The organism is Rhodococcus sp. C26F, from assembly GCF_053345925.1.
In genome coordinates this window covers 77,053-103,193 of record NZ_JBKFBA010000003.1, presented here as the reverse complement: position 1 = coordinate 103,193, position 26,141 = coordinate 77,053, and the positions used below count along the sequence as shown (strand labels likewise).

The 26,141-nt window shown below is 69.4% G+C and carries 24 protein-coding genes; 6 read left to right on the top strand and 18 right to left on the bottom strand.

All coding sequences use genetic code 11. The features are described from left to right. The first annotated feature begins 22 nt into the window (after positions 1-22). Positions 23-1,171: a serine/threonine-protein kinase gene (locus ACLBYD_RS05675; protein ID WP_447815862.1), complete on the top strand. Its 1,149-nt coding sequence runs from the start codon at positions 23-25 to the stop codon at positions 1,169-1,171. Positions 1,172-1,184: 13 nt separating this feature from the next. Here ACLBYD_RS05675 and ACLBYD_RS05670 read toward each other — a convergent pair whose 3' ends face one another. Together ACLBYD_RS05670 and ACLBYD_RS05665 are read right to left on the bottom strand one after the other, a co-directional pair. After that, positions 1,185-1,871, bottom strand: coding sequence for a response regulator (locus tag ACLBYD_RS05670; protein WP_120279934.1), 687 nt, complete (start codon positions 1,869-1,871; stop codon positions 1,185-1,187). Beyond that, positions 1,868-3,190, bottom strand: coding sequence for an ATP-binding protein (locus ACLBYD_RS05665; protein WP_229565257.1), 1,323 nt, complete (start codon positions 3,188-3,190; stop codon positions 1,868-1,870). The genes ACLBYD_RS05670 and ACLBYD_RS05665 overlap by 4 nt, the downstream gene beginning before the upstream one ends. 97 nt (positions 3,191-3,287) lie before the next feature. On the opposite strand from ACLBYD_RS05665, the gene ACLBYD_RS05660 reads away from it, so the two are divergent. Together ACLBYD_RS05660 and ACLBYD_RS05655 are read left to right on the top strand one after the other, a co-directional pair. After that, positions 3,288-4,781, top strand: coding sequence for a PspC domain-containing protein (locus ACLBYD_RS05660; protein ID WP_447815707.1), 1,494 nt, complete (start codon positions 3,288-3,290; stop codon positions 4,779-4,781). Next, complete coding sequence (locus ACLBYD_RS05655; protein WP_006550082.1) at positions 4,774-5,007, top strand: hypothetical protein; 234 nt, start codon at positions 4,774-4,776, stop codon at positions 5,005-5,007. Before ACLBYD_RS05660 ends, ACLBYD_RS05655 begins: the two co-directional genes overlap by 8 nt. 67 nt (positions 5,008-5,074) lie before the next feature. Here ACLBYD_RS05655 and guaA read toward each other — a convergent pair whose 3' ends face one another. The 4 genes from guaA to guaB form a co-directional block, all read right to left on the bottom strand. Then, positions 5,075-6,649 (bottom strand): glutamine-hydrolyzing GMP synthase, encoded by a 1,575-nt coding sequence (gene guaA, locus ACLBYD_RS05650; RefSeq protein WP_024101587.1) that lies wholly within the window; start codon positions 6,647-6,649, stop codon positions 5,075-5,077. Between the two features lie 67 nt (positions 6,650-6,716). Continuing rightward, the gene (locus tag ACLBYD_RS05645) at positions 6,717-8,441 is read right to left on the bottom strand and encodes a GMC oxidoreductase (protein WP_447815706.1); all 1,725 of its coding nucleotides are present in this window, start codon (positions 8,439-8,441) and stop codon (positions 6,717-6,719) included. A 182-nt stretch (positions 8,442-8,623) separates the two neighbouring features. Beyond that, complete coding sequence (locus ACLBYD_RS05640; RefSeq protein ID WP_447815705.1) at positions 8,624-9,757, bottom strand: GuaB3 family IMP dehydrogenase-related protein; 1,134 nt, start codon at positions 9,755-9,757, stop codon at positions 8,624-8,626. Positions 9,758-9,828: 71 nt separating this feature from the next. Then, on the bottom strand, positions 9,829-11,352 hold the full coding sequence (gene guaB, locus ACLBYD_RS05635; RefSeq protein WP_447815704.1) for an IMP dehydrogenase: 1,524 nt from the start codon (positions 11,350-11,352) through the stop codon (positions 9,829-9,831). Positions 11,353-11,612: 260 nt separating this feature from the next. Between guaB and ACLBYD_RS05630 the strand changes: the two genes are divergently transcribed. Then, on the top strand, positions 11,613-12,023 hold the full coding sequence (locus tag ACLBYD_RS05630) for a DUF5319 domain-containing protein (protein ID WP_006550077.1): 411 nt from the start codon (positions 11,613-11,615) through the stop codon (positions 12,021-12,023). Between the two features lie 80 nt (positions 12,024-12,103). On the opposite strand, the gene ACLBYD_RS05625 is transcribed toward ACLBYD_RS05630, so the two are convergent. From ACLBYD_RS05625 to ACLBYD_RS05615, 3 genes are all read right to left on the bottom strand, one after another. Further along, on the bottom strand, positions 12,104-13,180 hold the full coding sequence (locus ACLBYD_RS05625) for an anti-sigma-D factor RsdA (RefSeq protein WP_447815703.1): 1,077 nt from the start codon (positions 13,178-13,180) through the stop codon (positions 12,104-12,106). Continuing rightward, on the bottom strand, positions 13,173-13,751 hold the full coding sequence (locus ACLBYD_RS05620; RefSeq protein ID WP_019288580.1) for a sigma-70 family RNA polymerase sigma factor: 579 nt from the start codon (positions 13,749-13,751) through the stop codon (positions 13,173-13,175). The genes ACLBYD_RS05625 and ACLBYD_RS05620 overlap by 8 nt, the downstream gene beginning before the upstream one ends. Positions 13,752-13,880: 129 nt before the next feature. Then, positions 13,881-14,876, bottom strand: a complete 996-nt coding sequence (locus tag ACLBYD_RS05615) for a hypothetical protein (protein WP_447815702.1) — start codon at positions 14,874-14,876, stop codon at positions 13,881-13,883. Between the two features lie 523 nt (positions 14,877-15,399). Between ACLBYD_RS05615 and ACLBYD_RS05610 the strand changes: the two genes are divergently transcribed. After that, positions 15,400-15,693 (top strand): WhiB family transcriptional regulator, encoded by a 294-nt coding sequence (locus ACLBYD_RS05610; protein WP_006550073.1) that lies wholly within the window; start codon positions 15,400-15,402, stop codon positions 15,691-15,693. 258 nt (positions 15,694-15,951) lie between these two features. Here the strand turns inward: ACLBYD_RS05610 and groL are convergent, their stop codons facing one another. Next, positions 15,952-17,562, bottom strand: coding sequence for a chaperonin GroEL (gene groL / locus ACLBYD_RS05605; protein ID WP_277370028.1), 1,611 nt, complete (start codon positions 17,560-17,562; stop codon positions 15,952-15,954). A gap of 87 nt (positions 17,563-17,649) precedes the next feature. Continuing rightward, positions 17,650-17,952 carry a co-chaperone GroES gene (gene groES / locus ACLBYD_RS05600; RefSeq protein WP_006550071.1) on the bottom strand — a complete coding sequence of 101 codons (303 nt, stop codon included), beginning with the start codon at positions 17,950-17,952 and terminating at the stop codon, positions 17,650-17,652. Between the two features lie 311 nt (positions 17,953-18,263). Between groES and ACLBYD_RS05595 the strand changes: the two genes are divergently transcribed. Next, positions 18,264-19,985, top strand: a complete 1,722-nt coding sequence (locus tag ACLBYD_RS05595; RefSeq protein WP_447815701.1) for an Hsp70 family protein — start codon at positions 18,264-18,266, stop codon at positions 19,983-19,985. Between the two features lie 39 nt (positions 19,986-20,024). On the opposite strand, the gene tsaD is transcribed toward ACLBYD_RS05595, so the two are convergent. From tsaD to ACLBYD_RS05560, 7 genes are all read right to left on the bottom strand, one after another. Next, a complete protein-coding gene (gene tsaD / locus ACLBYD_RS05590; RefSeq protein WP_447815861.1) occupies positions 20,025-21,053 on the bottom strand; it encodes a tRNA (adenosine(37)-N6)-threonylcarbamoyltransferase complex transferase subunit TsaD in 1,029 nt (342 codons plus the stop codon). A 44-nt stretch (positions 21,054-21,097) separates the two neighbouring features. Next, complete coding sequence (rimI, locus tag ACLBYD_RS05585) at positions 21,098-21,628, bottom strand: ribosomal protein S18-alanine N-acetyltransferase (RefSeq protein ID WP_447815700.1); 531 nt, start codon at positions 21,626-21,628, stop codon at positions 21,098-21,100. Further along, positions 21,625-22,293 (bottom strand): tRNA (adenosine(37)-N6)-threonylcarbamoyltransferase complex dimerization subunit type 1 TsaB, encoded by a 669-nt coding sequence (gene tsaB / locus ACLBYD_RS05580; RefSeq protein ID WP_006550066.1) that lies wholly within the window; start codon positions 22,291-22,293, stop codon positions 21,625-21,627. The genes rimI and tsaB overlap by 4 nt, the downstream gene beginning before the upstream one ends. Positions 22,294-22,372: 79 nt before the next feature. Then, positions 22,373-22,831: a tRNA (adenosine(37)-N6)-threonylcarbamoyltransferase complex ATPase subunit type 1 TsaE gene (gene tsaE / locus ACLBYD_RS05575; RefSeq protein WP_033097002.1), complete on the bottom strand. Its 459-nt coding sequence runs from the start codon at positions 22,829-22,831 to the stop codon at positions 22,373-22,375. 22 nt (positions 22,832-22,853) lie between these two features. After that, on the bottom strand, positions 22,854-23,912 hold the full coding sequence (locus tag ACLBYD_RS05570) for an alpha/beta fold hydrolase (protein WP_447815699.1): 1,059 nt from the start codon (positions 23,910-23,912) through the stop codon (positions 22,854-22,856). Between the two features lie 4 nt (positions 23,913-23,916). Continuing rightward, a complete protein-coding gene (alr, locus tag ACLBYD_RS05565; RefSeq protein ID WP_277370032.1) occupies positions 23,917-25,089 on the bottom strand; it encodes an alanine racemase in 1,173 nt (390 codons plus the stop codon). A gap of 58 nt (positions 25,090-25,147) precedes the next feature. Beyond that, a partial coding sequence (locus ACLBYD_RS05560; RefSeq protein WP_447815698.1) for an NAD(P)H-hydrate dehydratase occupies positions 25,148-26,141 on the bottom strand: 994 nt, incomplete at its 5' end.

Sequence of the window (26,141 nt, the reverse complement as noted above, 5' to 3'; positions counted from 1 at the left end):
GGCCGTAGGGCCGGATCACTTGGTGGCCGGTCGATATCGGCTCGACTCCAAGCTCGGCGGTGGCGGCATGGGTGCCGTCTGGCTCGCCCGCGACAACCGTCTGGGTCGCGACGTCGCCGTCAAGCAGGTGATCTCCACCGCAGACCTCGATCCCGACGAGGCCGAGGATCTTCGCCGCCGCGCGCTCCGGGAGGGCCGGGCCGCCGCCCAGCTCGCCCACGAGCACGCCATCTCGATGTACGACATGGCTCTGCACTACGGCGAACCGTGGCTCGTCATGGAGCACTTGCCGTCCCGCAGCCTGGCGCAGGTGATGAACGTCGTCGACGCCCTCCCGCCGTACGTGGTGGCGCAGATCGGCGCGAACGTCGCCGACGCCCTCACCGCCGCGCACGCCGCCGGGATCGTCCACCGCGACGTCAAGCCCGGCAACATCCTCATCGCCGAACGCGGCCGCGACGCCGGCATCGTGAAGATCAGCGACTTCGGCATCGCTCGCGCGAAGGGCGACAACGACCCCGACGGCGTGATCATCGGCACCCCCGCCTATTTCGCACCCGAGGTCGCGCGCGGCAACGATCCCACCGAGGCCAGCGACGTCTTCTCGCTCGGCGCCACCCTCTACACCGCGGTGGAGGGGCAACCGCCCTTCGGCTTCGAGACCGACTCGATCGCGTTGCTGCACCGGGTCGCGCGGGCGGAGATCATCATGCCCACGCACACCGGTCCGCTCACCGAGCCCCTGCTCGAGATGCTCCAGCCCGATCCGGCGCGACGCCCGACGATGGCGCAGGCGCGCGATCTCCTCGCCCGCGTGGTCCTCGGACCGGGCGGATCGGCGGCGGCCCTGCGCGGCCGTCCCATCCAGAACGAGGACGGCACGATCCCGTCGTGGGCACAGCGTTCCGCGCACTTCGCCGAACCCGCACGCCCCCGTGGTTCCTTCGTCGACCGCCCCCTCGGTGCCGCGACGCAGGCCACCGGTGGTCCGAAGAAGTCGGCGAAGGGTTTCGCCCCGGCGGATCTGCTCGACCGCCTGCTCCCGAAGGGTCCCGTGCCCGACAACCCGCAGGACCGCATCGTCGCCTATGCACCCCTGGCGATGGCGGCGATGGTCGCGGTGATCGTGGTGGCGCTGCTCGTCGCCGTCATCATCGCGCTGGTCGTCTGATCCGACGTCACGCTCAGTCGATGCGGCGGCGGTGTGCCCAACGAGTCAGCGCGTTGCGGTTCGACTGCTGCGTCTTGCGCAGCACGTTCGACGCGTGGGTCTCGACGGTCTTCACCGAGATCACGAGTTCCTCGGCGATCTCGCGGTAGGTGTAGCCGCGAGCGAGCAGGCGCAGTACCTCGAGTTCCCGCGGCGTCAGCGAGTCGAGCTCGGGATCGAGGGGCGGTTCCGGCGCAGCCGACCGGCCGGTGAACGAGTCGAGCACGAAACCGGCCAGACGCGGACTGAACACGGCGTCTCCCCCGGCGACCCGCCGGACGGCGTCGGCCAGATCCGGACCGGAGATCGTCTTCGTCACGTACCCGCGGGCGCCGGCGCGGATGACGGCGATGACGTCCTCGGCCGCGTCGGACACGCTGAGCGCCAGGCAGACCGGCCCGTCCGGGATCCGCTGGAGGACGGCGACGCCGCCGCCGTCGGGCATGTGGACGTCGAGGAGCACGACATCCGGCTTGGTCGCCTCGATCCCGGCGACGGCCTCGGCGACTCCCCCGGCCTCGCCGACGATCTCCATGTCGGCCTCGCGCCCCAGTTCGGTGCGCACTCCGGAGCGGAAGACCGCATGGTCGTCCACCAGGAAGACACGATAGGGACGGTTGTTCTCGGTGGCATCGGACGATGTCGCCGGAATCGAAGTCACTGTGTCTGCTCCTCGGGGTGGGGGTCGTTCACCCCCCACTCTAAGGTCGACTCGGTGTCCTGTTCGCGTTCGGTCTCCGTCCGGCCGGCGCGCGGCACATGGATGCGCACCTCGGTTCCCTTTCCGGGACTCGACTTCACGACCGTCCGGCCGCCGCGACGTTCGATGCGCGCCCGGATGGACTTGGCCAGACCCTGCCGATCGGCCGGCACCTCGTCGGGATCGAATCCGACGCCGCGATCGCGCACGAACACGCTCACCTGATGCGGTTCCACCTCCGCGAAGAGGTCGACGCTGTCCACCCCGGCGTGCTTGGCGGCGTTGACGAGAGCCTCGCGGGTCGCGCCGAGCACGGCGGTCGCGGCCTCGGGGGTCAGATCGCTGTCGTCGGGCGCGACGTCGCCGACGATGACGGGTTGGACGGACAGACCGTACTGGTCCTCCACCTCACCGGCGATGGTGCGCAGCGTCTCGGCGAGCGAGGTGCTCGGCGTCTCGTCCCCACCGAACAGCCAGCGGCGCAGTTCGCGTTCCTGGCTGCGCGCCAGTCGCACGACCTCCTGCTGGTCGCCGGCCTGCTTCTGGATGAGCGCGAGGGTCTGGAGCACCGAGTCGTGCAGGTGCGACGCGATCTCCTCGCGCTCCTCGTTGCGCACCCGGGCCGCACGCTCGGTCTCGAGGGCACGCCACATCCGGATCCACAGCGGCACCGACAGCAGGGCGGCACCGACCAGCGTGACCACCACGGCGACCAGCGACGAGCGCAACGCCGCGACGTCGACCTGCGCGATGACCATCACTCCGAGTCCGGTGACGACGAGGGTCAGGCCGCCGAGTACGCGGGCCCATGTGAGGACCGTCGGATGTGCGGGCAGACCGAGTACCGATCGGGGGCCTTCGACGTCGAATTCACGCCATACGAGCGCTGCACCGACGACCACCACGACGATCGGCAGCACCACACCGGCGGCACCACCACTGAACAGCCACGAAAGACCCACCGCCAGGCCGATACCCATGAAGGCGAGGCCGATGGCGCGGCGCCGTTCGGGGCCGGTGGGACGATCGGTGTCGGAGCCCGGGGGCACGAACATCCACAGCAGGCCGTAGGCCGCGATCCCGAACCCGCCGAGGGCGGCGAGCACTGTGAACGCGACCCGCACCTTGGTGGCGTCGATGCCGAGATGGTCGGCGACACCGCCGGCCACACCGCCCACGATGCGACCGCCCACCCGCCGTTCGAGGCGGGGAACGGTCACGGGTAATCCAGGTACCGGTTGCACACCTCGATACTGGCACGGAGATCGCCGGCCCGGCATCGGGGACGAACCCTGATGTCCGGGTTCCGATCGGGCCCTCGGAAATCAGGGTTGGTCCCTGATGTGCCGCGCGCGGAAGCCCAGCAGGATGGGTGCCATGGACACGAGGAGCTTTCAGGACCAGGTGGCGGACATGTGGCGGACCCGCCCGGTGCGTCTGCCGAAGGAGGGGCACATCGCGGGTGTGTGCTCGGGTATCGGAGTGCGCTACGGCGTCGATCCCGTGCTGATCCGTGTCGTCTTCGTCGCGTCGGCGCTGTTCGGCGGTGGCGGTCTCGTCCTCTATCTGGCCGCCTGGCTGATGTTCCCCCGTCACGGCGACCAGGTCTCCTCGCTCGAATCGCTCGTCGGGCGGGGTGCGAGCTCGGACTCGACCACCAAGGTCGTCGTACTCCTCGTGGCCCTGGCGATCGCGGCGGGTGCCATCGGTCCGGTGGGTGCGGGTTCGGGCGGTTCCGGATTCATCGGAACGCTCCTGCTGCTCGGCGGTTGGTGGCTGCTCTATCAGCGGCGTCCCGAACCGCCGGTGCTGCCGGCGCCCGAGGGAACCTCCTTCCCCACCCAGGCGGCCTTTCCTCAGCCTCCGGTGACGAACGCGTACTGCTCCCCGTGGGGCGCACACACCGGTGCATGGCACATGCAGGCGGGTCCGGCGGCCACGACGACACCGAGCGGAGAGGCAGCCGGCACGGAGACAACCAGCACAGCGGCAACCCCGCCTGCGCAGACCACCGACGCGACGGAGGTCCTGAGCACCACCGACGCCTCGGACACCCCTGCTTCGGGCACCGATTCCACAGCGCCCACCGAGACGACGGAGAGGAAGACGTCCCCGATGCCCGACCTACGCAAGGACACCGACCGCAAGGACACCGACGTTCCGCTCCCGGATGTCGACGCGCTCTCCCCCCACCGTTCGGCACCGCCGGCATGGGATCCCCTCGGGGTCGCCCCGTTCGCATGGGATCTGCCCGAACCGGCACCGAAGCACGAACCCGCGATCGTCACGAATCGACGCTCGCGCCTGACCACGACGGTTCTCGGACTGGCCGTGATCGCCGCTGCGGTGACCGGCGCGCTCGGTGCCGCCGCCGACCTGGCCTGGGTGACCCCCGCCCGGGTGGGTGCCGTGGCTCTCGCGGTCGTCGGTCTGGGCCTGCTGATCGGCGCGTTCCTGCACCGCGGGCACGGACTGCTCGTCGTCACCGGCCCCCTCCTGGGATTCGTCGTCCTCGCCTCGATCGCCGGCCCGGTCGACACCTCCAACTGGGGCGACCGAACCTGGGCTCCGACCAGTACCGATCAACTCGAGTCCGAGTACAGCTTCCAGTTCGGGGCGATGACCCTCGATCTGCGGGGACTCGAACTCACCGAGGACCGCACGGTGCAGGTCGACGGCCGGTTCGGCAGCGTCGAGGTGCTGTTGCCGGAGAACCTGGACGTCCGCGCCGACTGCACGGTCGGTCCCGGTGAGATCAGGGGATGCCCCGCCCCCGGCATCGACGGTGGTGCCGACGGAGTCGACGACGGGCCGGTCCTGGACCTGAACGCGAACATGGAATTCGGATCTCTGGAGGTGCGTCGTGGCTGATCACGAAACCGGAACACACACCGAGGATCGGACCGAGCGCACCCGCAAGGGACCGTCGCTCCTGCTCCTGCTCGCCGCACTGGCAGCGCTGGTCGTGAGCGGATGGGCCATGATCGGACCGTTCTCGGTCGAGTTCCTCGCCGCCGTCGACCTCGGGTGGGTCCTGGTGGGCGCGGCCCTGCTGATCGGAGCGGTGCTGGTCTTCCTCCCCAACCGCCGGAGATAACCACCCCCACCTACGCGACGTCCCCCGGNCCGGGGGACGTCGTCTCACCGCTTACGGCGAGCGAAAATCACTCCCACTCGATCGTTCCCGGGGGCTTGCTCGTCACGTCGAGCACCACTCGGTTGACCTCCGCCACCTCGTTGGTGATGCGGGTGGAGATCCGCTCGAGGGTCTCGTAGGGCAGGCGCGTCCAGTCGGCGGTCATCGCGTCCTCGCTGGAGACCGGACGCAGCACGATCGGGTGTCCGTAGGTGCGGCCGTCGCCCTGCACGCCCACGCTGCGGACGTCGGCGAGCAGCACGACCGGGCACTGCCAGATCTGTCCGTCGAGGCCGGCGGAGGTGAGCTCCTCGCGGGCGATCGAGTCGGCGCGGCGCAGGATTTCGAGGCGTTCGCGGGTGACCTCACCGATGATGCGGATGCCGAGGCCGGGGCCGGGGAACGGCTGGCGGCCGACGATCTCCTCGGGCAGACCGAGCTGACGTCCGACCGCGCGCACCTCGTCCTTGAACAGCAGGCGCAGCGGCTCGACGAGCTCGAACTCGAGGTCCTCGGGAAGTCCACCGACGTTGTGGTGGCTCTTGATGTTCGCGGTGCCGGAACCGCCGCCGGACTCCACGACGTCCGGGTACAGGGTGCCCTGCACGAGGAACTTCACGGTCTCGCCCTTGTCGGCACCCTCGCCGAGCACCTCGGAGACCGCGCCCTCGAAGGAACGGATGAACTCGCGGCCGATGATCTTGCGCTTGGTCTCGGGGTCGGTGACGCCGGCGAGCTCGCGCAGGAAGGTCTCGGACGCGTCGACGGTGACCAGACGGGCACCCGTCGCGGCGACGAAGTCCTTCTCGACCTGCTGCCGTTCGCCCTCGCGCATGAGGCCGTGGTCGACGAACACACAGGTCAGGCGGTCGCCGATGGCGCGCTGCACCAGCGCGGCCGCCACGGCGGAGTCAACGCCGCCGGACAGGCCGCAGATGGCACGACCGTCGCCGATCTGCTCGCGGACCTGCTCGACGAGCGCGTCGGCGATGTTCGCTGCGGTCCAGTCGCCCGGGATTCCGGCGATGTCGTGCAGGAACCGGCTCAGCACCTGCTGGCCGTGGGGCGAGTGCAGCACCTCGGGGTGGTACTGAACACCGGCGAGGCGACGGGCGCGGTCCTCGAACGCCGCGACCGGGGCACCGGCGCTGGTCGCCGTGACCTCGAAGCCCTCGGGGGCCTCGGTGACGCCGTCGCCGTGGCTCATCCAGACGGGCTGCGTCTCGGGCAGGCCGTCGTGCAGCACACCGCCGGAGACCGACAACTCGGTGCGGCCGTACTCGCGCGAGCCGGTGTGCGCGACCGTGCCGCCGAGCGCCTGCGCCATCGCCTGGAAGCCGTAGCAGATGCCGAAGACGGGGACGTCGAGATCGAACAGCGTGGGATCGAGACGCGGTGCGCCCTCCTCGTACACGCTGGCGGGGCCACCGGACAGCACCACCGCGCGCGGGTTCTTCGCCGCGATCTCCTCGACACCGGCCGTGTGGGGCACGACCTCCGAGTAGACGTTGGCCTCACGAACGCGCCGAGCGATCAGCTGCGCGTACTGAGCTCCGAAATCGACGACGACGACCGGTCTGGACTGCTGGCTTTGCGACGACACCCGAACAGTCTAAGCGGCCGCGCCGGGTGTTCCCGACGCGGCCGCTCATCCGATCACTTCCGGGTCGCTACGCGACGCCGCTGTGCTTGACCTCGACGACCGGCAGTCGCAACGCACCGGGTGCGTCGACGGGCACCACGGGGTTCTTCGGTTCGATCGGCGCGATACGACGGTAGGGCTGTCCCTGCTCGGGACGCTGGTCGTCCTCACCCTTGTTGGGCCACAACGACGCAGCGCGTTCGGCCTGCGCTGCGATGGTGAGCGAGGGGTTCACACCGAGGTTCGCGGAGACCGCGGCGCCGTCGACGACGCTCAGCGTCGGGTAGCCGTGGACGCGGTGGTACGGATCGATGACCCCGTGGTCGCGATCGGATCCGATCACGGCGCCACCGAGGAAGTGTGCGGTGAGCGGAATGTTGAAGATCTCACCCCACGTGCCGCCCGCGACACCGTCGATCTTCTCGGCGATGCGGCGCGTGGCCTCGTTGCCGGCCGGGATCCAGGTGGGATTCGGCTGCCCGTGGCCCTGTTTGCTCGTGACCTTGCGGCGGCCGAACAGACCCTTGGTCGTGTAGGTGGTGATGGAGTTGTCGAGGTTCTGCATCACCAGCGCGATGATGGTGCGCTCGCTCCACCGGTGCACCGAGAGCATCCGCAGCATCTTCACGGGGTTCCGCACGACCTGCCCGAGGAACTTCACCCAGCGCGGGGTGCGTCCGTCGCCGTCGGTCATGAGGGTCTGCAGCAAGCCCATCGCGTTCGATCCCTTGCCGTACCGCACGGGTTCGATGTGCGTGTCGGGGGTGGGGTGGAACGACGAGGTGATCGCGACACCCTCGGTGAGCTTCAGATCGGGATCGATCCGCATCTTCCCGGCGCCGACGATCGATTCGGAGTTGGTGCGGGTCAGTTCGCCGACCTTGTCGGACAGTTCGGGCAGCGCACCGGTGTCCTTGAGGTGGTGCAGCAGGTGCTGCGTGCCCCACGTTCCGGCCGCGAGGACGACGTGCGCGGCCGTGTAGGTGCGCCGCCGCTTGCGGACCCACGCGCCGGTGCGTTCGGTGATCACGTCCCAGGTGCCGTCGGCGGCCTGACGGAGATCGGTGACGGTGGTCAGCGGGACGATCTCGGCTCCCGCCCGCTCGGCGAGACCCAGATAGTTCTTCACGAGGGTGTTCTTGGCACCGTGGCGGCATCCCGTCATGCACTCACCGCACTCGATGCAGCCGGTGCGGTCGGGGCCCACGCCACCGAAGTAGGGATCGGCGACCGTGCGGCCGGGTTCGCCGAAGAACACGCCCACGGGCGTCTGGATGAAGGTCTCGCCGACGCCCATGTCGTCGGCCACCGACTTGATCACCTTGTCGGCGTCGGTCATCCGGCCGTACTGCACCACGCCGAGCATCCGCTTCGCCTGGTTGTAGTACGGGCTCAGTTCGTCCTGCCAGTCGGTGATGTGCGCCCACTGGCGGTCCTCGAAGAACGGCGCCGGAGGCTTGTACAGGGTGTTCGCGTAGTTCAGCGACCCGCCGCCCACGCCGGCACCGGCGAGGATCAGGCAGTCGCGCAGCAGGTGCACGCGCTGGATGCCGAAGCAGCCGAGCTTGGGCGCCCAGAGGAAGCGGCGCAGGTCCCAGCTGGTCTTCGCGAAGTCGGCGTCGGCGTAGCGGCGACCGGCCTCGAGAACGCCGACCTTGTAGCCCTTCTCCACGAGGCGCAACGCCGTGACGCTCCCACCGAAACCCGATCCGACGATCAGGACGTCGTAGTCCGTGACCCGTTGCTTACCCATGGAACCTCCAGCGACGAGAGTTGTTACCGGCCAGTATGCACTTCGGCGGTGTGACTACAGGCACAGCCCCGACTCTACCCGTTACGCGGAGTTGCACGAAAACGAAGTGTGAGAAAAATCGATGGCCGGTCACCGCGTCCTGCGACGCTGTGACCGGCCATCGGGATGTACCGGGAAGGTCCTTATCCGCGGACCGACAGACCGACCTTCTGGAATTCCTTCAGATCGGAGTATCCGGCCTTCGCCATGGATCGACGCAGGCCGCCCACGAGATTGAGCGAACCGGAGGGGTCATCGGACGGGCCGAACAGCACCCGGCCGAGGCCCGGTCGTCCGTCCTCGGCGATCCGGACCGCAGCGCCGCGCGGCATCGACGGATGCCCGGCCACGGACGGCCAGTACCAGCCCTTGCCCGCGGCCTCCTCGGCGAGAGCCAGGGGCGCGCCGAGCACCACCGCGTCGGCGCCGCACGCGATCGCCTTCGCGAGGTCGCCGGCGTTCTCGATGTCGCCGTCGGCGAGCACGTGGACGTAACGGCCCCCGGTCTCGTCGAGGTAGTCGCGCCGGGCCGCAGCGGCGTCGGCGATGGCCGTGGCCATCGGGATGCCGATACCGAGCGAAGAGGACGTGGTGGTCGCCTGCTTCGTGGAGCCGAAGCCGACGATGACACCGGCCGCACCCGTGCGCATCAGATGCAGCGCGGTGCGGTGGTCGCTGACACCACCGGCGATGACCGGCACGTCGAGCTCCGAGATGAACGTCTTGAGGTTCAGCGGCTCGTCCTCACCGTGGGCCACATGCTCGGCCGAGATGATGGTGCCCTGGACGACGAGGAGATCGATGCCCGCCTTCACGAGTTCGGGCGTGAGGGCGCGCGCATTCTGCGGGCTGACGCGGACCGCGGTGGTCACCCCGGCATCCCGCACCTGTGCGACGGCCGCGGCCAGCAGATCGCCCTGCAGCGGAGCCGCGTGCAGTTCCTGCAGGTAGCGGACGGCTGCGCGCGGATCCGTGCTCGCGATCTCCGCGAGACGGGTGACGACGGCGTCGACATCGGCATGACGACCCCACAGGCCCTCGCCGTTGATGACACCGAGACCGCCGGCCTTGCCCAGCTCGACCGCGAAGGTGGGCGACACCAGCGCGTCGGTGGGGTGCGCCAGCACCGGGATGTCGAAACGGTAGGCGTCGATCTGCCAGGCCGTCGACACCTCCTTCGACGAACGCGTCCGGCGCGACGGGACGATGTCGACGTCGCCCAGCTCGTACGTACGTCGGGCCGTGCGACCCATGCCGATTTCAACGAGGTCGCGCACGCGCGCCCCTTTCTCCTCTTGGACGATGCTCCCGTCCTATTCGGAACGGGACCCTGCTGCGAACGCGAAAACTACCGGACCACGTAGTTCGGTGCCTCGGCGGTGATCGTGATGTCGTGCGGGTGGCTCTCCTTGAGGCCGGCGGCGGTGATCTGCACGAACTGCGCCTCCTGCAGTTGCTCGATCGTCGTCGCGCCGGTGTAGCCCATCGCTGCGCGCAGGCCACCGATGAGCTGGTGCGTGACCTGCTGCAGCGGGCCGCGGAACGGCACGCGTCCCTCGATGCCCTCGGGCACGAGCTTGTCCTCGGAGAGCACGTCGTCCTGGAAGTAGCGGTCCTTCGAGTACGACTTGGCTTCGCCGCGGCTCTGCATCGCGCCGAGCGAGCCCATGCCGCGGTAGCTCTTGAACTGCTTGCCGTTCACCAGGATCAGCTCACCCGGGGACTCGGTGGTGCCGGCGAGCAGCGAACCGAGCATCGCGGTGGACGCACCGGCCGCCAGAGCCTTGGCGACGTCGCCGGAGAACTGCATACCGCCGTCGGCGATGACCGGCACGCCGTGGGCGCGCGCCACCGTGGACGCCTCGAGGATCGCCGTGATCTGCGGCGCGCCGACACCCGCAACGACACGCGTGGTGCAGATCGAGCCGGGGCCGATACCGACCTTGACCGCGTCGACGCCGGCGTTGATGAGCGCCTCGGTGCCCTCGCGGGTCGCGACGTTGCCGCCGATGATCTGCACGCGGTCGCCGACCTCGCTCTTGAGCTTCGAGATCATCGACAGCACGTTGGCCGAGTGGCCGTGGGCGCTGTCGACGACGAGAACGTCGGCTCCGGCATCGACCAGCGTCATGGCGCGGGTCCAGGAGTCGTCGCCGACGCCCACGGCGGCACCGACGAGCAGACGGCCGTCGCGGTCCTTCGTGGCGTTGGGGTGCTGCTCGGTCTTGACGAAGTCCTTGACGGTGATCAAGCCGGTGAGCTTGCCCTGACCGTCGACGATCGGCAGCTTCTCGATCTTGTGGCGACGCAGGAGACCGAGCGCGGCCTCGGCGGTGACGCCTTCGCGGGCCGTGACCAGCGGAGCCTTCGTCATGACCTCGGCGACCGGGCGGTTCTGGTCGACCTCGAACCGCATGTCGCGGTTGGTGATGATGCCGACGAGCTGACCCTCGTCGTCGGTGACCGGCAGACCCGAGATGCGGAATCGCGCACACTTCGCGTCGACCTCGGCCAGCGTGTCGGTCGGCTTGCAGGTGACGGGATCGGTGACCATGCCGGCCTCCGACCGCTTGACGGTCTCGACCTGCGCGGCCTGCACCTCGGTGGGCATGTTGCGGTGCAGCACGCCCATACCACCGGCCCGGGCCATCGCGATGGCCATGCGGGACTCGGTGACGGTGTCCATCGCGGAGCTGACCAGCGGGATCCGCAGGCGGATCTCGCGGGTGAGCTGACTCGACGTGTCGACCTGACTCGGGACGACGTCGGAAGCCGCGGGAAGCAGCAGCACGTCGTCGAAGGTCAGACCCAGCATTGCGACCTTGTTCGGGTCGTCACCGCCGGTGTGCACGCGCCCTCCGGTACTACTCATGCGGTTCGGACCCTCCGTGACAGTCGATGGGAGCGGACGGCAGAACCGTCCGGCAGCGGGAATGAATGAAGGCTGTGCGCGCTCGTCGCACCGACGGGCGGTTGGAGAGCGGCACGCACCCATTCATGTTATCTGTTCGGGGGAACAAGCTCGGCTCCCACCCTGTTCCCCGATGTTCGTCACATCACCCCGTGTGATTTCACGGCGTGTCCCCTGGCGACCGCTGGCGCAGACCCCCTCGGTCTGCGTACCGTGGAGTCGTGCGTGATCAGTTGCCTCCCGGACTCCCACCGGACCCGTTCGCAGGAGACCCCGACGATCCGTCCGCAGCACTGGACGCGATCGAGCCGGGCCAGCCCCTGGATCCTGCGGAGCGGCTCGCGGTGGAAGAGGACCTCGCAGACCTGGCCGTCTACGAGGCGCTGCTGGCTCCCCGCGGCGTCCGCGGACTCGTGGTGTGCTGCGAGGACTGCCACCAGGACCACTACCACGACTGGGACATGCTGCGGGCGAACCTGCTGCAGCTGCTCGTCGACGGCACCGTCAGACCGCACGAGCCGGCCTTCGATCCGTCCCCCGACGCCTACGTCACCTGGGACTACTGCCGCGGCTACGCGGACGCGTCCATGAACGAGGCTCTTCCCGTCGACCCCTACGGTCTGGATTCCTGACCGACCGTTCCCCACGCGGACCACGCATCACGTCACTTCCACGAACGACCCGGGCCCGNNNCCCGGGTCGTTCGGTACTTCTAGCCGCCTTCCGAAGTGGTCACGGACCCCGGAGCGAAATCTGCTCCCGGTCCGTCCTGCGTCGACCGCGGCGACGATGCCGTCGTCGTCGGAGCGGGAGTCGGAGAAGCCGAGGTCGACGGAGGAGCCTCGCTGGGCACCGACGGAGCCGGCGTGCTCGACGGGGGCGGTGGCGGCGGTGGCGCGGTCTGCGACGGCGTCGTGGTGTTCGAAACCGGAGGCGGCGGCGCTTGCAGGATGGTCGGATCCACCGTCGTGGAAGTGGGCGGCACGGTCGTGCCGGTTTCCGCACCGGTCGTCGGGGCAGGCTGCTGCCCTTCCGTGCCGGGCGTCGTGACCGGCGGGGGCACGACGGCACCGGGAACCACCGGTACCTCGGGTGCCACCGGCGCTGCCGGCGGCGGAGGCACCTGCGGCACCAACCGGCCGAGTTCCTCGGCGAGGCGTTGCACCCAGTCGCCGAGCGCATCGCGCTCCTCCGCGTCCCGGACGTCGCCCGAACGGGACTCCGCGGACGTCAGCAACTCGCGTGCTTCCTCCGTGTTGCCCTCTGCGATGAGTTGTTCGGCACGCTCCAGGGTCGATGTGGTGTCGATCCGGGCCTCGGTAGATTGCGCCTGCTCACTGAACACGACCTGCTTGACGCCCCACAACGGGTCGCCGGGCTCGGCGCCGTAGGACACGGCGGTCGCGCTGCCGACGGCGACGGCGACGAGCGCTGCTGCACCTGCGAGCGGACGGAGCAACCGGAGTTGCCCCTTCGATCTCGGGCGCAGAGGGGTGACCTCCGGGGCCCGAGCGAGCGTTTCCCGTGTTCCCAGTTCCCGGTGGACGGCGGCGACCACTTCGTCGAGGTCGGGGCCGGCGGGCATCGGTTCGGCTAGGATCTCCGCACGCCAGTCGGCGAGCAGAGTGGCGAGTTCGTACTCCTCGTTGTCCTTCGTCTCGACGAGCCCGTTACCGGAGATCGCATCGATCAGCGCGTCATCACGACGCACGGCGGCGAGGTCCACGGAGGTTTCGTCGTCGGGAAACTCGTCGTCGAAGCCGTCGCCCGAGAAACGCCCCCTACCCATTCCGCTCACCTGCTCTCGTGACTTCCTTCTTGAGTCTCGCGATGGCCCGGTGCTGGGCCACCCTGATCGCTCCTGCAGTACTACCCACTGCTGCGGCCGTCTCCTCGGCCGACAATCCCATGACGAGACGGAGGATGAGGATCTCGCGCTGCTTCTCAGGGAGGATGCCCAGCAGCTGCTTCATCTGCCGGCCCGCCTCGGAGTTGATCGCGTATTCCTCGGGGCTGTCGTCGAGCGACATCACCTCCGGCACATCCGCCACGGGTTCCGCGCGGTTGCGCGCCGCACTGCGGTGCGCGTCGGCGACCTTGTGAGCAGCGATCCCGTACACGAACGCCATGAAGGGGCGGCCTTGGTCCTGATATCTCGGCAAAGCGGTCATCACGGCCAGGCACACCTCCTGTGCAACGTCGTCTGCAGAGAGCTGGCCGCGCTCTGCAGATCCGACCCGTGCGCGGCAGTACCGCACGACGAGGGGCCGGACACTTGCAAGAACCTGAGCGAGAGCCGCCCGGTCGCCTTGCGCAGCCGCAGCAACCGCGGAGTCCAACTCCTCACCCATAACAGTCATCGATTGCGCAAGTCCTGGCGTTACAGACGGCACCACCCCCCCCGGGCGGGCTTCCACCTGACCGTGGAACACCCCCAGAGTAACTACAACGACCGACCGGTCGGGTCACCCCCCGCGCGCGAATGGAACTCAACAGGCAGACGAGGTCACGAAGCGACCCCCACGCCCCCTGATCACGGTCGCGCAGAAGTCACGGACGCGACCCGCATCGAGATCACGGACGCGACCCGCGTCTCTCCCTGCCCCCAGCCCGTCGAGGAGCATCGCCGCGGCCCATTGCAGCGGAATGAGTCCGTGTTCCTCCGCGCGCGCGAGGACGTCGGCGGCCAGGTCCATGGCCGGACCGTGATCGGGCAGTCCGGTGAGAGAGGCCGACCGCACGAGGTCCGACTTCACGGAGTGCCGGATCGATCCGAATCCGTCCGCGAGTTCCACCGCGCGGTCCGCCCGGCTGCGCGCGCGGGTGAAGTCGCCTGCCGCGAGAGCGGATTCGGCCCCGACCCATGCGAGACGGATCCACTGTCGCACGAAGGCCTTCTCCCCCGCTTCCGATTCGGCGGCGTCGAGAGCGGCTGCGCATCGGTCGAGGAGCGACCCGCACACCGCGAGACGGCCCCGCCCGAGCGCATCGGCCGCCAATCCCGTGGCGGCGTCGCACCATGCAGCGACAGTATCGGCGTCGCGCCGTGCGGCGACAGTGTCGACGTCGCGCCGTGCGGCGACAGTGTCGACGTCGCGCCGTGCGGCGACAGTGTCGACGTCGCGCCGTGCGGCGACAGTGTTCCCGGAGCTGGTTCGCAGCGACCCCGCCTCGGCGAGAGCACGTCCGTCCAGGACGGCGGCCGCGCGATGTCCGCCCAACTGACGGAGAAGGGAGGCCTCGGTGCTCGCTCCGAACGACGACCACACTCCTCCGGTTCCACGCACTCGGGCCAGCTCGGCCCGCGCGGCGGCGTAACGTCCCTGCCCACCGAGCGCGACGGCCCGCAACCAGTTCTGTTCGGGTCCGTGCGCCGCAGGGAGCGGATGCGCCCCCGGGGTCGGGCCGAAGGCCGCGGCGACCAGGATCGCGTGGCGGTCGGAGGGTGTCGGTGCCGTGCGCCGGCGGGCGTCGGAATGTGCCATCGCGGAATCATCGCACCAGCGGATACCGGCGATACGCGGGGCTCCGGGACGACGCCGGGCATTTGTCGGAGAGAAATTATCACCGTGAGCGCAAATAGTCTCGATGATTGGAACGCGAGATGCACAGAAGACATTTCCGAACATTTTGTTAAACATCGCGTTAAAACATGCGTGGTGCATGTAGGGTGCCGCCCCTGCCCTCCGAGCCCGGGTCGGAGCCACATCCGGCCGCCGAAAGGCCGGGTTACCAGCGAGTAAGGGACCTTCGACCCACGTCGGGAGCGGACAATACCCCGGATCGCCCCCGCCCGCAGCGCACAGGCACGACTCCTCACGAAAGTAAATATTTCCGCGGTTAAATCTTGGCCGTTCGGTTATGGACTATCCCACTCATCGAAAATATTGACGACGAATCGATACAGATCCTACGGTGAGTTTGTTTGATCCGGATCACAGCGGGAATCCCGATGTGTCCACGGTCCGCTCGCACAACTCACGCGAGCTTGCTGCAAAGGAGTGCCACATGCCTGCACCACACACACTGCCCGGCCCCAACGCGGACCTCTGGGATTGGCAGATGCACGGTAAGTGTCGTGGTGTGGACTCCTCGGTGTTCTTCCACCCCGACGGAGAGCGCGGTCGTGCCCGCGCCCAGCGGGAGAACCGCGCGAAGGAGCTGTGCCGCACCTGCCCCGTGCTGGCCCGTTGCCGCGACCACGCCCTCGCCGTCGCCGAGCCGTACGGCATCTGGGGTGGCATGTCGGAGACCGAGCGGGAGATGTACACGAGGCAACGACGGCGGAAGGTCGCTGTGTGAGGCGGTCACCCGCCCCGTGATGACGCCGTCAGGTCGTGACCATGTCAACACCGTCATGGTCGTGACCATGTCGACACGACCGTGACGGTACGACCGGGAGGCCGGTTGGAGGAGATGCGTCGATACGACGAAGGCCCCGCAGGGAATGCGAACATTCCTTGCGGGGCCTCGCTGTATTCGTGCCGTCCGGAACGACTTTCACGTCCGGCTCGACCTACGGACCCGCCGGGCGGCGGGTCCGCGGCCCTGACCGGTCGCTCAGTGCGCGTGACCGTGGCCGTGCCCGGCCTCGGCCTCTTCCTCCGGCTTGTCGACGACGGCGCTCTCGGTGGTGAGCACCATGCGTGCCACCGACGCGGCGTTGACGACAGCGGAGCGCGTCACCTTCACCGGGTCGACGACGCCCTCGGCGACGAGGTCGCCGTAGGAGAGGGTCGCGGCGTTGAAGCCCTGACCGCTCTCCTCGACCTTGCTCACGACCACCGCACCGTCGATGCCGGCGTTCGTGGCGATCCAGTACAGCGGCGCGGTGAGCGCGGTGCGCAGCGCGGCGACGCCCGTGGCGGCGTCGCCGGAAAGGGACGCCTGGAGCTCCTCGAGCGAGCGTGCGGCCTGCACGAGAGCCGACCCGCCACCGGGGACGATGCCCTCCTCGATGGCCGCCTTCGCGGCGTTGACTGCGTCCTCGACGCGGAACTTGCGCTCCTTGAGGTCCGTCTCGGTCGCCGCACCCACACGGATGACGGCGACGCCACCGGCGAGCTTCGCGAGGCGCTCTTCGAGCTTCTCGCGGTCCCAGTCGGACTCGGTGGCCTCGATCTCACGACGCAGCTGAGCGGCGCGCGCCTCGATGTCCTCGGCGGTACCGGCACCGTCGACGATCGTGGTGCTGTCCTTCGTGACGACGACGCGGCGGGCCGAGCCGAGCAGGTCGAGTCCGGCCTCCTTGAGGGACAGACCCAGATCGGAGTTGATGACCGTACCCGCGGTGACGACGGCGAGGTCTTCGAGGAAGGCCTTCCGGCGATCACCGAAGTACGGAGCCTTGACGGCAACGGCCTTGAGGGTCTTGCGGATCGCGTTGACCACCAGGGTCGACAGCGGCTCGCCCTCGATGTCCTCGGCGATGATCAGGACCGGCTTGCCGGACTCTGCGATCTTCTCGAGGAGCGGGAGGAAGTCGGGAAGCGAGCTGATCTTCTCGCGGTACAGCAGGACGAGCGCGTCCTCGAGGACGGCTTCCTGCGCGTCGATGTCCGTGATGAAGTAGGGCGACAGGAAGCCCTTGTCGAACTGCACGCCCTCGGTGACGACCAGTTCGGTGCTCAGCGTGGAGGATTCCTCGACGGTGACGACACCGTTCTCCCCGACTCGGGTCAGCGCCTCGCCGACCATCTCACCGATCTCCTCGTCGCGCGAGGACACGGTGGCGACCTGCGCGATGGCGGTCTTGCCCTCGACGGGAGTTGCGGCAGCGAGCAGAGCCTCGCTCACCTTGTCGGCACCCTGGGCGATACCGGCACCGAGCGCGATCGGATTGGCGCCTGCGGCAACGTTCTTCAGGCCGGCCTTGACGAGCGCCTGGGCGAGAACGGTCGCGGTGGTGGTGCCGTCACCCGCGACGTCGTTGGTCTTGGTCGCGACACTCTTGACGAGCTGGGCGCCGAGGTTCTCGAACGGATCCTCCAGCTCGATCTCACGGGCGATGCTCACACCGTCGTTCGTGACGGTGGGACCACCGAAGGCCTTGGCGAGCACGACGTGCCGGCCACGCGGGCCGAGCGTCACCTTGACGGCGTCGGCCAGCTGGTCGACACCGCGCTCGAGAGCCCGCCGCGCGGTCTCGTTGAACTCGATTTGCTTGGACATGTTCTGCGACTACTCCTGGACTCGGATGTTCCCCAACGTATTCCGCCCCGGGTCCGAAACGGGACACCGGGGCGGAATGCAAGCGGCCTACTTGGCGACGACAGCCAGGACGTCGCGCGCAGACAGGATCAGGTACTCCTCGCCGGCGTACTTGATCTCGGTTCCGCCGTACTTGCTGTAGATGACGACGTCGCCTTCCTTGACGTCCAACGGGATGCGCTTGTCGCCATCTTCGTCCCAGCGGCCGGGGCCGACGGCGACGACGGTGCCCTCCTGGGGCTTCTCCTTCGCCGTGTCCGGGATGACCAGGCCGGAGGCAGTCGTCGTCTCGGCCTCGTTGGCCTGGACGAGGATCTTGTCCTCGAGCGGCTTGATATTCACGCTCGCCACGATGAGCCCTCCACTTTCAGGGGTAATGGGGTCCGAGAACCGGTGTTCTCGAACACGGGTGTGTTCAGTCATCACGGTGACTCCGCACGCGTCCCGTCGTCGCGGGTGCCGGGCCGGCGCTCGGTGTCACTAGCACTCTATACACGAGAGTGCCAGCGCTCAAGAGCAACGGGTGCAAACACGCCGACCTGCGTGGAACCCGACGTCATGTTACGGTTGAATAACGGAAACCCATGAGCGTGATCGTTCGGTGACCTCAGCCGAGGTAGGCCCTGGACGCCTGGTCGTCGATCACGCACGGAAGGTGAACAATGCCCACGTCGCTCGGCATCTCCGTCGGCGCCTCCGGCGTCGGCTCGGCCCTGCGCGTCGATGCTGCACACGCGCCCACAACGGAATTCCGCAGACTCGCCTCCGAGTCGCAGCCCGGGCGCGATCTCGGAGATCTCGTCTTCGACGCCGTCTCGCTCACGTCTCCTCGCGGGACCGCCCGCGGAGCCGACAGTCCCGACATCATCACGGTCGCATACCGCACCGAGGAACAGGCGAACGAGATCCGCACGGCCGCCGAGCGGACGGGCCACATGGTCCGCCTCGTTCCGGAGACCACCGCCGCCCTCGAATACCTCTACACCGTGGGGGTCCGTCGCGAACCCGGCGCGATCGCGCTCGTGGACATCGGAGCCACCGGCACGACCGTCTCCGTCCTCGACCGCGAGACCGGCACCCTGCTGCGGTCCGCACGTACCGAGACCGTCGGCGGCGACGCCCTGACCGCACGTGTGCTCGATCATGTCCGCAACGCCACCGAGCGGATGCGCACCCGGAGGCAGATCGACCCCGGCCTGCTGGCGGCCCGGTGCCAGGGCGCCCAGGAGGCACTCTCCTCGGCGACGACGACCCGCATCGACATCGCCGAAGCCGGTCCCGACGCGACGGTCACCCTCACCCGAGCGCAACTGGACGAACTGACGACCGATCTCGCCGACGAAGCGGCGGCGTTCACGCGGCGCATCTGCTCGAGCACCGATCCGGTCCCCGAGACCATGGCCCTCATCGGGGGCGCGGCCGCCTCCCCCGTCCTCGCCGCGGCGATCTCGGCGGAGTTCGACGGCGAGATCGTCACCGTCCCCGAACCGGGAGCGGCTGCCGCGATCGGTGCGGCGCTGTCGGCCGATTCCCCGTCCTCGGTCGGATACACCGTGGTCGGCGCCCTGTCGCGCACCGGCAACCGGTCCTCGGGTCGTGTCTCCGGTGCGGTCGCCGGGCTCCTGGTGCTCAGTGCGATCATGGCCGGCTTCGCCACCCAGCACTTCACCGAACGCGACAGCAGCGACGCCCAGGTGTCGCCGCGTTTCACGAGCGGCGACGTCCCCACGCAGGAGGCCGGTCCCAGCGAGTCGGCCGTCCCGTCCCACGACCCGCCGCCCGAACCCGTGACGTCCCGGAGCACCCAGGACGCACCCGCGCCGACGACGGTTCCCTGGCCGTTGCCGACCGTCGAGCACACCGTTCCGTCGACCCAGGATCCGTGGCCCACTGTGCCCGAGTCATCGAGCACCACCGTGACACCCACGCCGATCGATCAGGTGCCGACCCCCGGGTCGACAGCGAAGGAAGAGTCCGACACGGACCGACCGTTCACGTCGCCGGATTCCGAGACCGCACCGAGGCCCGATCCGGACACCACGGCTCCGGACACGACCGCTCCGGACACCACGGCTCCCGACACGACGGCTCCCGACACCACCGAGCCGACCACGCCGCCGGAGACGACGAGCCCTGCGCCCACCGATCCGGAGACGACCGAACCGAGCACCGATGTGAGCCCGACACCCCCGTCGACCACATCGCCGACCGAGACGCCGTCCGCGTCGTCCACCGGCGCATATCCGACCGACGTGTCCTCCACGATCGCGTCCGTCACGGAGGAGGGCACGACCGTGCCGTCCACCGGACAGACCACGACGGGGGAAACGACCACCGGGGAGACCACCACCGGATCCGGGACCTCGGAGATCGCCCCCACCTAGGCAGCGCGCCCCTCCTCGGGTGGGGGTCGGTCGGGACGGTCAGGCCACGACCTGCGACACCGACACCGACAGGCCCGGATCCGTCGCAGCGCCCAGCGAGGACGGCTGCGCCCCCGCGGCGAGGAGATGCGCGCCCAGCGACGCGATCATGACGCCGTTGTCGGTGCACAGCTTCGGTCGCGGCACGCGCAGGGTGATACCCGCGGCAGTGCACCGTTCCTCGGCGAGTGCGCGCAACCGGCTGTTGGCGGTCGCTCCACCACCGAGGACGAGCGTGTCGACACCGAGATCCTGGGCGGCCCGCACAGCTTTCATGGTGAGCACGTCCGCCACCGCCTCCTGGAAGCCCGCGGCGACATCGGCGACCGGCACCGGCTCGCCCGCACGTTCCTTCGCTTCGACGAAGCGGGCCACCGCGGTCTTGAGACCGGAGAACGAGAAGTCGTGACGCGCGTCGCGCGGACCGGTCATACCCCGCGGAAAGACGACCGCGGAGGGGTCGCCCTGGCGGGCCAGCCTGTCGACCTCGGGACCGCCCGGATAACCGAGCCCCAGCAGTCGCGCGACCTTGTCGAAGGCCTCCCCGGCGGCGTCGTCGACGGTGGTGCCGAGTTCGACGATGGGTTTGCCGAGATGTTCGACGTGCAGCAGGTGGGTGTGACCACCGGAGACGAGCAGCGCCACGCAGGGCGGCATCGGTCCGTGCTCGAGGGTGTCGACCGCGACGTGGCCCGCGAGGTGGTTGATCGCGAAGAACGGCACGTTCCACGCTGCCGCGTAGGCCTTGGCGGCGGCGACACCGACGAGAAGTGCTCCCGCGAGACCCGGCCCGATGGTCACGCACACCGCGTCCGGCTTCTCGATCCCGGCCTCGTCGAGGGTGCGCCGCATCGTCGGCACCATGGCTTCGAGGTGGGCGCGGGATGCGATCTCCGGCACCACACCACCGAAGCGGGCGTGCTCGTCCACGCTCGACGCGACGGCGTCGGCCATCAGCTCGAGGGTGCCGTCACCCACCCAGCGGACGATGCCGACACCGGTCTCGTCGCACGAACTCTCGATGCCCATCACGACGGGGCGCTCGGGCAGCTCGAATCGGGGGCTGGTGGTGCTCACGCCGGTGACTCCTCTCGCGGATCCGGACGACGCATCGTGTACGCGTCCGCGCCGCTCGGCTGGTAGTAACGCTTCCTGGTTCCGACGATCTCGAAGCCCTCGCGCCGGTACAGGGCGATCGCCGCGTCGTTGTCGGTGCGCACCTCGAGGAAGACCGGCCCTCCCCAGCGGTCGGCGACGGCCAGCAACTCCCCCAGGAGGGCTCCGCCGATCCCCCGGCGGCGCGCCGCGGGGTCCACACCGATGGTGTGCACCTCGGATTCGGGTTCGATGGCCGTACCGAGTCGCGCGAGTCCCGCGTAACCGATCAGCCGGCCCTGCGGGTCGCGTGCCGCGAAGTAGCGGTTGTGGGGCGAGGCCAGCTCCGAACGGAAGGCGTCGGCGCTCCACGGGTCGTCGCCGGGGAACAGGATCTGTTCGAGTTCGGCGCAGCGGGGTGCATCCTCGGGGCGCAGTGCGTCGATGACGACCGCGTTCGCGGCGGCGGGATTCTCGTCGGCCGGATTCTCGTCGGGTGTGGCGTTCATGCTCGGCGGTTCGCGGTCTCCACCGCGTCGGGACGACGCAGGTACAGGGGCACGAGCGGCTCCGGTTCGGCGCCCGCGCGCAGGGCGTCGGCGGCGACGGTTACCAGGCCCGCCGGGGACGGCGTCTGCACGTCCACCGCCGGAAGGTCGAACAGCGCGACGTGCGACGACGAGCCCGCCACCCGCACCGACGGCTCGGCGGGCACGTCGGCGGGCTTGCGCACCTCGGGCCCTTCGACGCGGCGGCCGCCGGAATAGCGTGCCCAGTAGATCTCGCGACGACGGGCGTCGGTGACGACGAGCAGATCGTCGTCCGTACCGTGTTCCCGGTGGACGTCCGCGGCGATCGCGTCGAGGCTGCACACACCGTGCACGGGGATGCCGAGCGCATCACCGAAGGCCGCAGCAGTGGCCATGCCGACGCGGAGACCCGTGAACGGGCCGGGTCCGATGCCGACGACGATCGCGTCGAGATCGGTGGGGGCAGCGCCGGCCTCGGCGAGGCATTCGAGGATCTGCGGGGTGAGGACTTCGGCGTGCGCTCGCGGATTGTCGAGCACGCGCGCAGCGACCGTCTCGGGTCGGGCATCGTCCCGACCACGGTCGAGACGGACGACTCCCGAGGTCACGGCGGGGGTGGCGGTATCGACAGCGAGCACGAGCACGATGTACCAGCTTACCCCGCGCGACCTGCCCGGTCGGTGTGCAGTGACGGAAGCCACCGGCATGCGGGCTGCCGGTGGCTCAGCCGATCCATTCCCACGAGGCACGGCGGACGTCGGTGCCCGGGTCGCGCCGGAGCCGGACCCTCAGATGCCGTTCCGCGAGCTGTTCGACCAGGCCACCGCCCCATTCGACCACCACGACGGTGTCGGTCAGGTCGGTGTCGAGGTCGAGCGCGTCGAGTTCGTCGAGGGCGTTCGGTCCGTCGCCGAGACGGTAGGCGTCGACGTGGACGAGCCCGACCGGTTCGCGTCCCTCCGGACTACCGGGACGGTGTTCGCGGGCGATGACGAAGGTCGGGGAGGTCACGCGTCCCTCCACCCCGAGGCCGGCGGCGATTCCGCGGGTCAGTGCCGTCTTTCCCGCGCCGAGCGGCCCGTCGAGCACGACGAGGTCGCCGGCCCGCAGCTCGGCTGCAAGCCTGCGCCCGAACGCCTCGGTGTCCTCCACGGTCGGCAGTTCGATGGTCTGCTCCCCCACCTGCGGCCCACTCGATTGCGACTCACCCAATTGCGATCTGCCTTCCGTTCACTCCCTGCGTGAAACTCCGCTGGATCAGACGATCGAGGGCACGGTCGACCACCTCGGGGAACTCCAGCTGCACGAGGTGCCCGGCACCACGTACCCGCTTGAGTTCGACGTCGGGCAGTTCCTCCGCCAGCGCCTCGGAACTCGCGTACGGGATGACCATGTCGGCGTCGCCGGACAGCACCAGCACGGGCACGGTGCCCAGGACCGGAAGCGCCGCGGACTCGTCGTGCAGTTCGAGGGTGCGGAGGAAGTTGACGATGGTGAGCACCGACGTCTCGTCGAGCATCCGGTCGGACAACTTCACCAGGCGGGGGCTCACGACCGTGCCGTAGGACGCCGCACGCAGGATCGGTGTCACGACGGCACGGGCCGCGCCGCGCGCGAACTGCACGAATCCCGGTGCGGTACGCGCCGCGTACCGGAACGCGTCGATCACCGGGTTCTCGAGATTGCGTCCGATACCGGTCTTGCTGAGCCCTGCCGCGGTGGTCGCCAGGAGACCGACGCCCACGATGCGTTCACCGAACAGGTCGGGTCGCTGGGAGGCGAGCGCGATCGCGGTCATGCCGCCCATCGAGTGGCCCACCACCACCACCGGACCGGTGGGCGCGACCTCGTCGATCACCCGGCCCAGGTCGCGGCCGAGCTGCGCGATGGTGCACGTCGCGGCACCGGAGAAACCGGATTCGCCGTGACCACGCTGGTCGTAGAAGACGGCACGCACGTCACGTCCCCACTGTTCGCGCAGGTGGCGGTACTGCATATGCCAGGCCTGCATGCGCAGGCAGTAGCCGTGGACGAACACGACGGTGAGCGGAGCCAGGGCCGAGCCGCACTCGCGGACCACGAGCGGGACACCGCCCTCGGTGGTCACGATGCGGCGCGGGAGCCGGAGGATCTCGTCGAAGTCCTCGTTCTGATAGATCTCGTGGGCGGGCGCGCCCGCGGTCTTGACCGCGTACAGTCCCGCCGACGATGCGAGCGTCGCAAGGCTCGCACCGAGGAGTCCCATCCTGTTCACGAGGGACATGACGTCACGCTCCCTTCGCTCCGACATAGGTCCGGACGGTCCGTCCGCCGATGCCGGTCACGATCTCGTAGTTGATCGTGTCCAGCTTGTCGGCCCAGTCCTGGGCGTTCGGCTCTCCGTGACGCCCGTCACCGAAGAACAACGCCTCGTCGCCCTCGCTTACTCCTGCCCCATCGGGGCCGAGGTCGACGACGACCTGATCCATGCACACGCGCCCGATCTGCGGGCACCGGCGCCCGCCGAGCTGCACCTCGATGCGCCCGCTGAGATTGCGGCGGATCCCGTCCGCATATCCCATGGGCAGCAGCGCCACCGTCGTATCCGCGGGAGCAGTCCAGGTGTGCCCGTAGGACACGCCGTCTCCCGCCTTCACCTTCTTCACCAGCACCACCCTCGCCCGCACGGTCATCACCGGCCGGAAGCCCAGGTCGCCGAGTTCCGGGATCGGTGTCAACCCGTACATCGCAATTCCGGGCCGAACCATGTCGAATCGCAGGTCGGGACGGGTGACGGTGGCCGCGGAATTCGACAGGTGCACCACTTCGGGAGCCAGATGGTGCCGCCGCAGATCCGCGACGGCCTTGCTCAGCCGGTCGCGCTGCTCGGCGTTGCCCGGATGCTCGGGTTCGTCGCCGTGGGCGAGGTGCGAAAAGGCTCCACGCAGGCGCACGACACCTTCGGCCTGTGCCCGGCCCAGGTCGCGCAGCATGTCGTCCCACTCGTCGACGGCGACACCGTTGCGGTTGAGGCCGGTGTCGACCTTGACCGTGACGGTCGCGGTGACCCCGACCTGCCGCGCCACCTCGACGACGGCCGCGAGATGCCGCGGCGAGGACAGGCCCAGTTCGACCCCGGCCTCGACGGCGGGAGCGAAATCGGAGTCGGCGGTGTGCAGCCACGACAGGATCGGAGCCTCGATACCCGCGGCGCGGAGTTCGAGGGCCTCGCCGAGCGTCGTCACACCCAGTTCGCGGGCGCCTGCGGCGAGCGCGGCACGCGCGACCGGCACGGCCCCGTGGTTGTAGGCGTCGGCCTTGACGACGGCCATGACCGCAGCCGGACCCGCGTACTCCCGGAGCGCTCGTACGTTCTCCGCCACGGCATCGAGATCGATGACGGCTTCGGCTTGGGGAAGGACGGTACGTGCAGGTCGCGGGGTGCGTTGGGTCGTGGTCACGTCTGTCGATCCTGCCACTGTGCCGTCGGACGCCGACGTCGTGTCCCCGTGTGCCACGTCACGATTCGGCAATGTGGGTGCGCAGCAGACGAATCGAGTCGCCGAGTCGCGAGAGGATCGCGCTCGCCGAGGTCGGCGCCGCTCCGGGGGACTCCGGGTCCTGCGCGGCCAGGTTCGCGGCGAGGGCGTGGGCCCGAGCACCGGCCGCCGCGGCCAGGTCCACCGGCATGCCCGACGAGAGCAACGACCCGATGACACCGGCCAACACGTCCCCGGCACCCGCGGTCGACGCCCACGACCCGCCCGCATCATTGACGAAGACATGCCCGTCGGGCCGTGCCACGAGCGTCGCGCGCCCCTTGAGCAGCACGTGCACTCCCCAGTCGGCGGCGAGGGAACGTACCGCCGCGACCCGGTCCGGTTCGGGGCGGTTCCCGGTCAGGCGTGCGAACTCGCCGGCGTGCGGGGTGAGCAGGGTGTGCGCGGACCGGCCCCGCACGAGACCGGGTTCGCGGGCGAGGAGCGTGAGTCCGTCGGCGTCGACGAGCACCGGCAGGTCGGTGGCGAGGATGTCGCGCAGGTTCGCGCAGGCCTCATCGTCGGTACCGGCACCCGGCCCCACGACCCAGGCCTGCACCCGCCCGGTCTCGGCCACCGAGGGCGACACGACGACCTCGGGGAACCGCGCGAGCACCTCGGAGGCACCCGACCCGGCGTAGCGCACCATGCCGGAGGTCGCGGCGACGGCCGCTCCCGTGCACAGCACACCCGCCCCCGGATACCGGGCGCTGCCGGCACGGATACCCACCACACCCTGGGAGTACTTGTCGTCCTCGGCGCCCGGCACCGGCCAGATCGCGCCGATCTCGGACGGTTCCGCCGCGACCAGCCCGGCCTCCGGGAGTGTGAGTCCGATGTCGACGAGTTCGACGCGACCGCAGCGCGCGGCGGCGAGTGCATGGACCGGCTTGTAGGCGCCGAAGGTGACGGTCACCGTGGCCGTGATCGCCGGTCCGTCGACGGCACCGGTATCGGGGTCGACACCGCTCGGG

What these genes read in the sequence shown, in the direction of transcription:
- ACLBYD_RS05665 (WP_229565257.1), bottom strand. Translation starts at nt 3,190, where the DNA reads ATGCCGGGCCGGCGATCTCCGTGCCAGTATCGAGGTGTGCAACCGGTA.
- ACLBYD_RS05660 (WP_447815707.1), top strand. Translation starts at nt 3,288, where the DNA reads ATGGACACGAGGAGCTTTCAGGACCAGGTGGCGGACATGTGGCGGACC.
- ACLBYD_RS05645 (WP_447815706.1), bottom strand. Translation starts at nt 8,441, where the DNA reads ATGGGTAAGCAACGGGTCACGGACTACGACGTCCTGATCGTCGGATCG.
- guaB (WP_447815704.1), bottom strand. Translation starts at nt 11,352, where the DNA reads ATGAGTAGTACCGGAGGGCGCGTGCACACCGGCGGTGACGACCCGAAC.
- ACLBYD_RS05625 (WP_447815703.1), bottom strand. Translation starts at nt 13,180, where the DNA reads ATGGGTAGGGGGCGTTTCTCGGGCGACGGCTTCGACGACGAGTTTCCC.
- ACLBYD_RS05620 (WP_019288580.1), bottom strand. Translation starts at nt 13,751, where the DNA reads ATGACTGTTATGGGTGAGGAGTTGGACTCCGCGGTTGCTGCGGCTGCG.
- ACLBYD_RS05615 (WP_447815702.1), bottom strand. Translation starts at nt 14,876, where the DNA reads ATGGCACATTCCGACGCCCGCCGGCGCACGGCACCGACACCCTCCGAC.
- ACLBYD_RS05610 (WP_006550073.1), top strand. Translation starts at nt 15,400, where the DNA reads ATGCCTGCACCACACACACTGCCCGGCCCCAACGCGGACCTCTGGGAT.
- groL (WP_277370028.1), bottom strand. Translation starts at nt 17,562, where the DNA reads ATGTCCAAGCAAATCGAGTTCAACGAGACCGCGCGGCGGGCTCTCGAG.
- ACLBYD_RS05595 (WP_447815701.1), top strand. Translation starts at nt 18,264, where the DNA reads ATGCCCACGTCGCTCGGCATCTCCGTCGGCGCCTCCGGCGTCGGCTCG.
- tsaD (WP_447815861.1), bottom strand. Translation starts at nt 21,053, where the DNA reads ATGGGCATCGAGAGTTCGTGCGACGAGACCGGTGTCGGCATCGTCCGC.
- rimI (WP_447815700.1), bottom strand. Translation starts at nt 21,628, where the DNA reads ATGAACGCCACACCCGACGAGAATCCGGCCGACGAGAATCCCGCCGCC.
- ACLBYD_RS05570 (WP_447815699.1), bottom strand. Translation starts at nt 23,912, where the DNA reads ATGTCCCTCGTGAACAGGATGGGACTCCTCGGTGCGAGCCTTGCGACG.